This is a genomic window from Bradyrhizobium sp. HKCCYLS3070 (genome assembly GCF_051167575.1).
Taxonomy (GTDB): domain Bacteria; phylum Pseudomonadota; class Alphaproteobacteria; order Rhizobiales; family Xanthobacteraceae; genus Bradyrhizobium.
The window spans coordinates 237,481-249,301 of record NZ_JBNPTI010000005.1 but is presented as its reverse complement, the minus strand read 5'-3'; the positions used below and the strand labels follow the sequence as shown (position 1 = coordinate 249,301).

The following is an 11,821-nucleotide window of genomic DNA, read 5'->3' as shown; positions in this document are numbered from 1 at the left end:
AGGCGCCGATGCGCTGCGTAACAGCGCCCGGCCGCGAGGATCAATGCGCGATCAGTCCTGATAGGTGTAGTAGCCGCGCGGCTGATAATAAGAGCGCGGCTGGTAATAGCGCGGCTGCGCGTAGCTCGGATTGCCGTTTTGGTAATCGTACTGCTGCTGCTGCGGATAGGCCTGCGCGTCGTAGACGCGCCGGGCCGTGCCGCGCGGCGCCGGATAGCGCACGCCGTTGTCGCTGCCGTCGGCGGGATAGATGTAGCCGTCATCGGGCCGCTGCTGCGGAACGACCTGGCGTCCCGGCAGCATCTGTGGCTGCGGAGTCAGCACGACCGGCTCGCCACTGTCGTCATACTGCTGCGGCACGTCGCGGCGGGCAACAGCGGTGCCGCGGCGTGGATTGCGCGCCAGCGCCACCTCGGCCGAGCCGGTCAGGGTCACCGTGGTGTTGAGCACGCCGTCCTTTTGCACCAGGTCGTAGAGCGTCGTGGCATTCGCCTTCGACAGCCGGACGCAGCCGTGGGACGCCGGGGTCCCGAGCCGGCCCTCCGAATCGGTGCCGTGAATCGCGTGACCGACCTTCGTGAAGAAGATCGAATGCGGCATCGGTGCGTCGTCGAATTCCTTGGAAAAATGATCGGCCTCCATGCGGAAGGCGCGGAACGAGCCATTCGGCGTTTCCCGTGAGGGAATGCCGGTCGAGACTGGCCATCGATAACGCTCGACGCCATCGACGGCGACCGTCATGATCTGGCTGTTCTTGTCGACCGTGATGTCGATCTTGGCCAGAGCCGGCGTGGCCGACAGAAAGGCGAAGCCGGCAACTGCAAAAAGGATGGTACGCATCTAACCTCTGGCCTCCAGGGCCCTCGACTGTGGAGAGACCTCAAAACGGGACTTTAACGCCCAGGTCATCGCCTCGGCCTGCACTATGTCGGAATTGCCGGCTTTGTTCCAGCCGAGGGCAGCCTCAACCTTAATGTCGGGCAGGACCAGGACAAAGGCTCCCCGCGTTCATCGACGCTGACATTTTCGCGACCGCGGATGGTCTTTCATTCCGGCGTTTTGGGACCTCTCTAATCGGTGCAATTCGTCACGACCGCGCAACTTTTTGGCCGCATCCGCGTTTCAAGGATTCCCCCATGCGGTTCCCAGGACTCAAAATGTTGACGATGAAGGCCAAGACGGCGGTGCTCGATGATCGCGCGCCGCAGAAGCTGACCTACCTGCTGGCTGCGCTCGCGCTGGTCGTCCTGGCGCTGGCCTGGCTGGCGCTGCCGCAATTCGCCCATGCCCAGGGCATCATCCGTGGCGCCCATGAAGGGGCCCACGAAGGCAACCGCATCGGCGGTCCGGTGGGCGGCGTCGTCGGCGGCGCGGTCGGTGCCGGCGTCGGCGGAGCCGTGGGCGCCGTCGAAGGCGTGCTCGGCATTCCGCACCGCTCCTATTACCACCGGCACTATCACTGCCGGGGATACCGCGACAGCTACGGCCGCTTCCACTGCTACCGCTGAGTTGAGGCGCCGGCTCAATGCTTGAGCCGGTAGCCCGTCTTGAAGATCCACCAGATGATCGTCATGCAGATCGCCAGGAACAGCAGCGTCACGCCGACGCTGATTTCCACCCTGACGTCGGCGATCTCGTAGAAGCTCCAGCGAAAGCCCGAGATCAGGTAGACCACCGGGTTGAGCAGCGCGATCGAATGCCAGGTCGGCGGCAGCATGTTGACCGAGTAGAAGCTGCCGCCGAGGAACGTGAGCGGCGTCACCACCAGCATCGGGACCATCTGCAGCTTCTCGAAGCCGTCGGCCCAGATGCCGATGATGAAGCCGAACAGGCTGAAGGTCACGGCCGTCAGCACCAGGAACGACAGCATCCACACCGGGTGCTGGATGTGCAGCGGCACGAACAGCCCGGCGGTCGCGAGGATGATCAGCCCGAGAATGATGGATTTCGTCGCGGCCGCGCCGACATAGCCGAGCACGATCTCGAAATGCGAGATCGGCGCCGAGAGGATCTCGTAGATCGTGCCGATGAATTTCGGGAAGTAGATCCCGAACGAGGCGTTGGAGATGCTCTGGGTCAACACCGACAGCATCACGAGGCCGGGCACGATGAAGGTGCCGTAGCTGACGCCCTCGACGTGGCTGATGCGCGAGCCGATCGCGGCGCCGAACACGACGAAGTAGAGCGACGTCGACACGACGGGCGACACGATGCTCTGCAGCAGCGTGCGCCAGGTGCGCGCCATTTCGAACTTGTAGATTGCGGCGACCGCGCGAAAATTCATTGCCGCACCAGGCTCACGAAGATGTCTTCAAGGGATGATTGCTTGGTCTCGAGATCGACGAAGCGGATGCCCGCGGTCCTGAGATCGCCGAGCAGGCTGGTGATGCCGGTGCGCTCGCCCTTGGTATCGTAGTCATAGGCGAGCCGCCAGCCGTCGTCCGACAGCGCCAGATGATAGGGCGCGAGCGTCTCGGGGATGGTCTCGATCCGGTGCTGCAGATGCAGGCTCAGCCGCTTCCGGCCGAGCTTCGCCATCAGCTTGGCCTTGTCCTCGACCAGCACGATCTCGCCCTTGTTGATGACGCCGACGCGATCGGCCATCTCCTCGGCTTCCTCGATGTAGTGCGTGGTGAGAATGATGGTGACGCCGGCGGCCTTCAGCTCGCGCACGACGTCCCACATGCCCTTGCGCAGCTCGACGTCGACGCCCGCGGTCGGCTCGTCCAGGAACAGCACCTGCGGCTCGTGCGACAGCGCCTTCGCGATCATCACGCGGCGCTTCATGCCGCCGGAGAGCGTGATGATCTTGGCGTCCTTTTTGTCCCAGAGCGACAGGTCCTTGAGGATCTTCTCGATCAGGGCGGGGTTCTTGGGCTTGCCGAACAGCCCCCGGCTGAAGCTGACCGTGGCCCATACGGTCTCGAACGAATCGGTGTGCAGCTCCTGCGGCACCAGCCCGATCAGCGCCCGTGCGGCACGGTAGTCGCGGTTGATGTCGTGGCCGCCGACCGCGACCTTGCCCGCGGACGCATTGACGATGCCGCAGATGATGCTGATCAGAGTCGTCTTGCCCGCGCCGTTGGGCCCGAGCAGCGCGAAGATCTCGCCCCGCTCGATCGCGAGATCGACATTGTTGAGCGAGGTGAAGCCCGAGGAATAGGTCTTCGACAGGCCGGTAACGGAAATGACGGGAGCCATCACGGGGATTCGATGCGAGGGATTCGAAAAGAGCGGGGGGAGCTGCGCGGAGGAGGGGGCGCAGGCGCGGGCGAAGCGCTCAGATAGGGACGGCGGTGCGTTCGCGCAATCGTGCGCGCCGCCCTCGATCATGTCGCTTGTTGGGCTTTTCCGTGGCCGACATGGCTGAGTGTTGCCGCTCAGCCACGTCTGAGGAGGAACGCCGCCTTGCGATGTCCGACGATGTTGCGTCCGCGAGCATCTTGGGTACGGTCGCGCCGTCTCGACATTTCCGCCGCGGAGAAGGACCGATGACGGCACGCGCCAGCACCGTTCGACCCACCTTCAAGCGCAGCCTCTCGGCGCGCTGCTTTGGCATGGTGGCGCTGGCCGTTGCGCTGGCTCTGCCGCTCGGCACCGGATCGGTCCGGGCGGCACCGAGCCCGGCGGCCGCAACCGCCGCCAGCACCACGCATGTCTATCTGCTGCGCGGCGTGCTCAACATCTTCTCGCTCGGGCTCGACGACATCGCCGCCAAGCTGGATTCGCAGGGCATTCCGAACACGGTCGCCAATTTCGTGTCGTGGTCGTCGCTCGCCGACGAAGCGGCGGCCGCCTATCGCGCCGGCCGGATCAAGACCATCATCCTGGTGGGCCATTCCTCGGGCGCGACCGCGCTGCCGGACATGATCAACAAGCTCGGCCAGCTCGGGGTGCCGGTGAAGCTCGCGATCGGGCTCGATTCGGTGTTCAAGACCAAGCTCGTCGGCGGCAACGCCGAGCGCTACATCAATTTCTACATCGCCAGCGGTGCCGGCGAGCCGGTCCGCCGCGACGACGGCTTCCGCGGCAAGCTTGAGAATGTCGACGTCCAGTCGGTTCCCGGTGTCGGCCACGTCACGATCGAGAAGAACCAGATCATGCAGCAGAAGGTGATCGGTGCCATCGATGGCGTGGTGTTCGGCGGCCGCGGCCGCCCGGCGGCGGCGCCGCCGACGCGCATGGCCGCGCCGCAGCGCGCGGCCAACGTGACCGGCTACCGGTAGTCCGCGGCCGCGCCACGGGGCGCGCGCCCCAAAATGCTCCCATTCGGCGGCGACAAACGGTATGGCAGGGGGGATATGACCCTGCTTGATCTCAGCCGAGAGCTTTCCCGGGAGCGCGAATGACCAGCGTGGCGCGAATCGCGAAGCGGTGGCTCGGTCCAGCCAAGGTGGCTGCCGGCAGGAGACTGCTCGCGATCCTCGTCACCGCACCTTTGCTCGCGGGACTTGCCGCCCCAAGCATCTCGCGGGCCGCCCAGCCCGGCGCTGCGTCCGCCCCCGCGCCGACCAGATCCGCCAAGGCATCCCCGGCAGCAACCCCCGCGGCGATCCGCGCCGTACCGACTGCGCCGCCCGAGATCAGCCAGCCGCTGCCGCCGCCGCGGGTGTACCTGTTCCGCGGCGCGCTCGGGCCGCTGTTCTCGACCGGGATGGATCGTCTGGCCGAAAAGATCGAGCAGGCCGGCTACCGGGCCAGTGTCTATGAATTCACGCTGTGCGACCTGATCGCGCTCCAGGTGGCCAAGAACTACCGCCAGGAGCCGGGCCCGATCGTGCTGATCGGCCATTCGATGGGCGGGCTGTGCAGCGTCCGCATCGCGATCACGCTGCAGGAGCAGAACATCCCGGTTGCCCTCGTCGTCACCGTCGATCCGGCGCATGCGACCAAGAGCGTGCCGCCCAACGTGCAGCGCTTCATCAACCTGTTCCTGTCCGACAACATTCTCGGCGGCGGCGACGTCAAGCCGGAGCCCGGCTTTCGCGGTCACTACGCCAGTTTCGACATGAAGGATCATGATGAGGTCACGCACATCAACATCGACAAGATGGAGGACGTGCACGCCCAATTGGTCACCATGATCAGCCAATTGTCGCAGACCTCGGCGACCGCCGACGCGGACCCGGTGCCGCTGCGCTACTTGGTGCCGCCGAAAGCCTCCGTGGAGCTGTGGGACAGCGGCACTGCTCTGGCGGTACGGCCGGGCGAGACCCTGGACCAGATCGCCACCAATTATCACGTTCCGCTCTGGGCGCTCCAGCAATCCAACCGCGGCCTCGCCACCCAGCCGTTGGTCCCCGGCCAGCGCATCATCCTGCCGCGCCACCTGCTGCCGCAGGCGGCAAACCAGTCGCCGCAGCCGCCTTCGGAAGCCCAGGCCAGACGCTGAGCGCTCTAGCCCGGCGGCAGGAACGGAATGATCATCGGCACGCGCTGCCGGTAGGTGACGTAATCCGGCCCGAGCTCCTGCGCGAGGAAGACCTCTTCCATCTTTGCCTTCCAGGCCATCCCGAGCGAGATCAGGACGGCGCCCAGCACGGCGGTCACCGTGCCCACCGCGATGCCGGTGGCGATCATGCCGAGGATCAGCCCGGTATAGATGGGGTGACGGACCATGCCGTAGGGGCCGGTGTCGATGACCTTGTGGCCTTCCTTGTGGGTGATCGCGTTGGACCAGAAGCGACCGAGATGGATGCGCGCCCACCAGGTGAAGGCGATGCCGGCCAGGGTGACGACGGTCAGCAGGTAGACGCCGGTCTCACCGGGAGTCCAGAACGGCTTCTCGCCGAGCAGGCGCGAGGTCCACGGCGTGAACAGGATGCCGCCGAGCACGATCAGCGCGTGATAGCGGCTGGTCTTGATCACCGTCACATGCTTGCGGGTCTGCCCCGACCAGAACGAGGCGCCGACCCAGCTTGCGAGCCAGATCAGCCAGATGATGGCCAGCAGCGAGGTGGGCCAGGTGGTGGTCCATCCGCTGAACGCAAACGACGAGATGGGGCTGGCATCGCCGGACATGTGTTGGAACCGTTATGAGACCTGGGACCGGCTGCTCTTAGCTATTCGGCCGCGGTGCGAAAAGGGTGTTGTTTACCGTCGAGCCGCTTTCCCGGCTCGGAACCGAGCAGAAAGCCGATCGTCTCGCGCAAGGTCGGCTCGATCGGGCGCGGGACGTAGCCGAGCTCGCGTTTGGCCCTGTCGATCGACAGATCCGAGGCCGCGCGGGCGATCCGCACCCCCTCGGCGGTGCCGGACGGGCAGCGCTTGGTGAGGTGATCGGAGACGAGCTCGAGCATGCCCGCCGACAGCTCGGCCAGCCGGCCGGGCACGGCGACCGCGACATGCTTGCGGCCGCTGATCGCCGCCATGAGATCGAGGATGCGGCTGAGGCGCAGGCTCTCGCCGCCGAACACGTAGCGGCCGCCGACCTTGCCGCGCTCCATCGCCAGGATCAGGCCGTCCGCGACGTCGCGGACGTCGACCAGGTTGACGACGAAGTCGAGATAGAGCTGGAGCCGGCTGTCCAGGAAGTGCCGCAGCATCTGCGAGGGCGGTGTCAGGTTGCTGTCGTGCGGCCCGATCGGCATTGTCGGCGTGCCCACCACGACGGGGAAGCCGTCCGCCGCGGCGGCCATGGCGCGGGCCTCCGCCAGCGCCTTGGAGCGCGTATAGGCGCCGGGCATCGCCTCGGCCGGCGGTGCGGTCGGTGCCGATGCGGCGCCGGTCGAGCCGGGATAGTCGAACAGGATGGATTCGGTCGAGCAGTGCAGGAACCGGCGCACCCGGCCGGCGCGCGCCGCCGCCAGCACCGTCTCCGTGCCCACGCAATTGACGCGGTAGAAGTCCTCGCGGTCCGGCATCCACATGCCGGGCAGTCCAGCCAGATGATAGACCTGATCGACGCCGGCGACCGCCTGCTTCACCAGGCCCGCATCGAGCACCGAGCCTTCGATGTACTCGACGTCAGCGATCATGTGGCTGGGGCAGCGAATATCGAGCACACGCACCTCCGCGCCCCGCGTCGCGAGCGCAGAGACGAGGTGATGGCCGATGAAACCGCTGCCGCCGGTGACGAGGACTTTCATTAGGGGCGCGAGTGCTGATCGCCTTGAAGCCGGTCCGATGCGAGCCGATCCGGCGACCAGTCCGGCGCGATGAGGTCGGCCACCGAAGGCCGCAGACCCAACGCCATGTACAATTTCGCCATCACGAACATCGGACCGAGAAAGAGATGCGCCGGATGATCCAGCAGAGATGGATTGTTGCGCTCGAACACCTTGTGGCCCACGGCCTGCGAGACAAAGCCGAAGATGATGAGCGCGGCAAACAGCGCCCAGAAGGCGACGCCATGGACGTGATCGGCGATCATCATGGCCGCAGCAAGGAACAGCACGGCGAAGGCCAGGATGCCGGCCCCGAGTGCGGCATCGAGCAGCAGCCAGTAGAGCAGGACGGGCAGCGCCAGCACGGCGCCGAGGCCGATCCGGATGCCGAACGCGTCGAAATGCCACAAGCTCAGGGGCAGCACGGCGCCCAGGAACAACAGGATGATCCCGAACACATGCATCAGGCCGTTGCGCGGATCGCGATGGTATTCGACGTAGTCGACCATCTGGCGTCGGAACATGGCGTTCATGGCTGGCTCGCTCGTCAATGAGATCGACCGTCGCTCAATCGACGGCCGCAAAGAGGGGGCTATACCATCAAGCGGCTGCATCGACAAACCCGGCAATCACGGCCCAGCAGCATTGCCGCGCGACCCGACTTGAAAACAGGTTCCATTGGCGCCTGTCGGGAATAGCGTATCGGCAACCTGCTGAGACAACAGTCGCACCTGCAGCGCGCTGGGTTCATGGCCTCAGCGCAGGTCTCAATTGCATCAACTGCGATGCTTGCGCGGGGCCTGCTTGTGGGGCGCTGCCGGGGCAGGGGCCGAAGGCGGCGGCGCGGCCTCTTCTACGGTCTTTGCGATCGGGATGATCTGGATCTGCTGATTGACGGCGGCGGTCGGCTTGGACGGGTCGAGCAACTGCTCCTCGCCAAGTCCGATCGATTGCAGCCGCTTGACCGAGATCTTGAAGGTGTTCGCCAGGATGTCGCGGATCGCGTCGGCGCGGCGCTGGCTCAGGATGACGTTGGCCTCGCGCTTGCCGTTGGCCTCGACATGGCCGACGATCAGGAAGGTGTAGGGCAGCAGATCGGAATACACCATCGCATCGGCGATCCGCCCGACGGTCTGGTACGATTCCGGGCGCACGATCGGCGTGTCCACGTCGAACTGGATGTCGACGTTGAAGGCCGGCAGATTCATCAGCTCCGGCGCGATCGGCGGACGCTTCTGGGGCGGCGGCTCGTTGCGCCCGCGCGACCTGGAACGCTCCTGCGTCTGCTGCTTCAGCGCCGGCAGATCCAGCGTGGGTGCGGTTTCGAAGCGGCCGAGCTGGCGCACGATGTCCTCGCGACCCGGCTCCTGCGACCAGGCGGGCGCGCTCGCGGCCATCAGCGAAGCCACGATCGGCCCTGACAGCAATGATCTCGCGGTCCGCCGCATCAGCGATACCCCGCTTCACCCATCGCCTGCTGACACCGCGCGCTCACGCCGTTGGCCGTCATCAGGCACGGGATCGATTTGCTCGTCTCCTTCGTGGAGCCGCCACACAGCTTGACGATCTCGCGCTGGCAGGCGTTGGCGACCGTGACCCGTGCCGCGATGCGCTTCTGGATCGCCTCGAACGCCTTGAAATAGGTCGCCTTGCACTGCGCGGAGACCACGTCCTGGTTGCGCGAGAGGCATTCCTTGAGGCGGTTGGAGTCGAGATTGACGCCGCGGCAATTGGCGGTGATGTCGGCGCCGCAGCTCGACGCGATCAGCCCCGCGGAATCGCCAAAGCTCATCGTCTGCGCCGCCGCCAGCGAGGGCACACACAGCGCGACCGCAACACTCAACAGAATGTATCCCCGGACCATGATTGCATCTCATACGATGCATGCTGCCACGGTCAAGGCCTAACCAAGGCGAAGTGTGAAGTTCGATCGCGGCGAGCGGCTACGCGGCAAGCGCAGGCGTGGCGGTCAGGTCACGCCCGCTGCACGAAGCTGTCGACGACGTGCTTCTCGCCGGCCTTGTCGAAGGCGATGGTCAGCTTGTTGCCGTCGATCTTGACGACGCGGCCATAGCCGAACTTCTGATGGAAGACGCGGTCGTCGAGGGCGAATTCGGATGTCGTGCCGGTGGATTTCGCCACCAGCTCGCCCTCGATGGTCATCGGTCCGCGCTTGCCACGGCCGAAATGACCGCCGAAGCCGCTGCCGAACGGATCACGGCCCGAGAACGGCGACGGCTCTTCCTTGAAGCCGCCCTCCGACGAACCGCGCGCTGCGCCCGGCCGACGTGCCTGCGCGCGCTGCCAGCCCGGCGTGGAATAGCTCGATCCGAACGACTCGACATTGTCGAAGCGCGACGGGCCGTAGCCCCCGGCGCCGCCCCAGCCCGAGCCGCCCTTCGACTCGGTGATCTCGACGCTCGCCGCGGGCAGCTCGTCGAGAAAGCGCGACGGGATCGTGGTGGTCCAGGTGCCGTGGATGCGGCGGTTGGTGGCGAAATAGATTTTTGCCCGACGCCGCGCGCGGGTCAGGCCGACATGGGCGAGGCGGCGCTCCTCTTCCAGCCCGGCGCGGCCCTGCTCGTCGAGCGTGCGCTGGCTCGGGAATAGCCCTTCCTCCCAGCCCGGCAGGAACACGTTGTCGAACTCCAGCCCCTTGGCCGAATGCAAGGTCATCAGCGACACCGCTTCCTCGTCGGCCGCGCCCTCGCGGTCCATCACCAGCGAGATGTGCTCGAGGAAGCCGTGCAGGTTCTCGAACTCCTCCATCGAGCGGACGAGCTCCTTGAGGTTGTCCAGTCGCCCGGCCGCATCGGCCGAGCGGTCCTTCTGCCACATCTCGGTGTAGCCGCTCTCGTCGAGCACGATCTCGGCGAGCTCGGTATGCGGCGTCACCTCGCGCTGGGCGCGCCAGCGCTCGAACTGCAGGATCAGCCCGCGCAGCGAGCCGCGCGCCTTCGGCTTCAGCTCGTCGGTCTCGACCACCGCGCGCGCCGCCTCGAACAGCGGGATGCGGCGCTTGCGGGCATGGTCGTGCAGCATCTGCACCGTGGCATCGCCGAGCCCGCGCTTGGGCACGTTGACGATGCGCTCGAAGGCGAGATCGTCGGCCGGCGAGTTGATGACGCGCAAGTAAGCCAGCGCGTCGCGGATCTCGGCGCGCTCGTAGAAGCGCGGGCCGCCGATCACGCGATAGGGCAGGCCGAGCGTGACGAAGCGGTCTTCGAACTCGCGCATCTGGTAGGACGCGCGCACCAGGATCGCGATGTCGTTGAGATGCTCGCCCTTGCGCTGCAGCTCCTCGATCTCCTCGCCGATGCCGCGCGCTTCCTCTTCGGAATCCCAGGCGCCGGTGACGGTGACCTTCTCGCCCTCGACGTCCTCAGTATGCAAGGTCTTGCCGAGCCGGCCTTCATTGTGGGTGATGAGGTGCGAGGCGGCGGCGAGGATGTGCCCGGTGGAGCGGTAGTTGCGCTCGAGGCGAATGACCTTGGCGCCGGGGAAGTCGTGCTCGAAGCGCAGGATGTTGTCGACCTCGGCGCCGCGCCAGCCATAGATCGACTGATCGTCGTCGCCGACGCAGCAGATGTTCTTGAGCGGCGGCGTGGCGCCCTGCGCGGCGTCGTCATTCCGGGGCGCACCGCCAGGTGCGAACCCGGAATCTCGCAGTTGGTTATCCTCAGCGCGGGATTCCGGGTTCGGCTCTTCGAGCCGCCCCGGAATGACGGAGGATGGGGCGACGGCACGCGACGAACTCGGCGCCTGCGACAGCAGCCGCAGCCACAGATATTGCGCGACGTTGGTGTCCTGATACTCGTCGACCAGGATGAACTTGAAGCGGCTCTGATATTGCCGCAGCACGTCAGGGTTCTCGCGGAACAGCCGGATGCTCTCCAGCAGCAGGTCGCCGAAATCGGCGGCGTTGAGGATCTTCAGCCGTTCCTGGTAGCTCGCATAGAGCTTGCCGCCCTTGCCGTTGGCGAACACGGCGGCCTCGCCCGAAGGCACCTGGGACGGCGCCAGGCCGCGGTTCTTCCAGCCGTCGATCAGGCCGGCCAGCATGCGCGCCGGCCAGCGCTTGTCGTCGATGTTCTCGGCTTGCAGCAACTGCTTGAGCAGGCGGATCTGGTCATCGACGTCGAGCACGGTGAAATTGGACTTGAGCTGCACCAGCTCGGCATGGCTGCGCAGGATGCGGCCGGAGATCGAGTGGAAGGTGCCGAGCCAGGGCATGCCCTCGACCGCCTGTCCGAGCATCTCGGCAAGCCGCGTCTTCATCTCGCGTGCGGCCTTGTTGGTGAAGGTCACCGACAGGATCTCGCTCGGCCGGGCGCGGCCTTGGCTCAGGATATGCGCGATGCGCGTGGTCAGCACACGGGTCTTGCCGGTGCCTGCGCCGGCGAGCACGAGCACCGGGCCATCGAGCGTTTCGACCGCCTCGCGCTGCTCCGGATTGAGGCCGGCCAGATAGCGCGCGCCACCGGTCGCGGCGGCGCGGGCGCGCGCGGCGATGCCGCCGGCAACGGGCTGGTGGTCAGGCGCAGGAAAGGGGCTCACGCGGTTGGGCTCGGTCATCAGCGAATCAGTCTCGTCCCTCGGATGGCATCATATGACGGCATCACGAGGTCTGCAGGAAGGAGCCCTCATAGCAGGGATTGACGGCTATATGGGGCCGGCGGGGGCATTTTACAGCCCTAATTCGGGGCAGACGGACG

At 66.2% G+C, this 11,821-nt stretch carries 12 protein-coding genes; 3 read left to right on the top strand and 9 right to left on the bottom strand.

What is annotated here, in order from left to right:
- Window positions 1-51 precede the first annotated feature (51 nt).
- Window positions 52-840 carry a L,D-transpeptidase gene (locus tag ACQR03_RS18760; RefSeq protein ID WP_315713413.1) on the bottom strand — a complete coding sequence of 263 codons (789 nt, stop codon included), beginning with the start codon at window positions 838-840 and terminating at the stop codon, window positions 52-54.
- Between the two features lie 317 nt (window positions 841-1,157).
- On the opposite strand from ACQR03_RS18760, the gene ACQR03_RS18755 reads away from it, so the two are divergent.
- Window positions 1,158-1,508, top strand: a complete 351-nt coding sequence (locus ACQR03_RS18755) for a hypothetical protein (protein WP_316169804.1) — start codon at window positions 1,158-1,160, stop codon at window positions 1,506-1,508.
- Between the two features lie 14 nt (window positions 1,509-1,522).
- Here ACQR03_RS18755 and ACQR03_RS18750 read toward each other — a convergent pair whose 3' ends face one another.
- A complete protein-coding gene (locus tag ACQR03_RS18750; RefSeq protein ID WP_315713411.1) occupies window positions 1,523-2,284 on the bottom strand; it encodes an ABC transporter permease in 762 nt (253 codons plus the stop codon).
- The gene (locus tag ACQR03_RS18745; protein WP_315752447.1) at window positions 2,281-3,201 is read right to left on the bottom strand and encodes an ABC transporter ATP-binding protein; all 921 of its coding nucleotides are present in this window, start codon (window positions 3,199-3,201) and stop codon (window positions 2,281-2,283) included. Before ACQR03_RS18745 ends, ACQR03_RS18750 begins: the two co-directional genes overlap by 4 nt.
- Window positions 3,202-3,491: 290 nt before the next feature.
- Between ACQR03_RS18745 and ACQR03_RS18740 the strand changes: the two genes are divergently transcribed.
- Entirely contained in the window at window positions 3,492-4,226 is a 735-nt protein-coding gene (locus ACQR03_RS18740; protein WP_409998012.1) for a hypothetical protein, read from the top strand.
- Window positions 4,227-4,345: 119 nt separating this feature from the next.
- Entirely contained in the window at window positions 4,346-5,392 is a 1,047-nt protein-coding gene (locus ACQR03_RS18735; RefSeq protein ID WP_315752448.1) for an alpha/beta fold hydrolase, read from the top strand.
- 5 nt (window positions 5,393-5,397) lie between these two features.
- Here the strand turns inward: ACQR03_RS18735 and ACQR03_RS18730 are convergent, their stop codons facing one another.
- The 6 genes from ACQR03_RS18730 to ACQR03_RS18705 form a co-directional block, all read right to left on the bottom strand.
- Window positions 5,398-6,021, bottom strand: a complete 624-nt coding sequence (locus tag ACQR03_RS18730; RefSeq protein ID WP_315752449.1) for a methyltransferase family protein — start codon at window positions 6,019-6,021, stop codon at window positions 5,398-5,400.
- 41 nt (window positions 6,022-6,062) lie between these two features.
- Window positions 6,063-7,088, bottom strand: coding sequence for an NAD-dependent epimerase/dehydratase family protein (locus ACQR03_RS18725; protein ID WP_315713407.1), 1,026 nt, complete (start codon window positions 7,086-7,088; stop codon window positions 6,063-6,065).
- Entirely contained in the window at window positions 7,088-7,639 is a 552-nt protein-coding gene (locus tag ACQR03_RS18720; protein ID WP_315713406.1) for an Mpo1-like protein, read from the bottom strand. The genes ACQR03_RS18725 and ACQR03_RS18720 overlap by 1 nt, the downstream gene beginning before the upstream one ends.
- A gap of 243 nt (window positions 7,640-7,882) precedes the next feature.
- On the bottom strand, window positions 7,883-8,554 hold the full coding sequence (locus ACQR03_RS18715) for an OmpA family protein (protein ID WP_315713405.1): 672 nt from the start codon (window positions 8,552-8,554) through the stop codon (window positions 7,883-7,885).
- Entirely contained in the window at window positions 8,554-8,970 is a 417-nt protein-coding gene (locus ACQR03_RS18710) for a hypothetical protein (protein WP_315713404.1), read from the bottom strand. Before ACQR03_RS18710 ends, ACQR03_RS18715 begins: the two co-directional genes overlap by 1 nt.
- Window positions 8,971-9,080: 110 nt before the next feature.
- Window positions 9,081-11,681 (bottom strand): ATP-dependent helicase, encoded by a 2,601-nt coding sequence (locus ACQR03_RS18705; protein ID WP_315752452.1) that lies wholly within the window; start codon window positions 11,679-11,681, stop codon window positions 9,081-9,083.
- Between the last annotated feature and the right edge of the window lie 140 nt (window positions 11,682-11,821).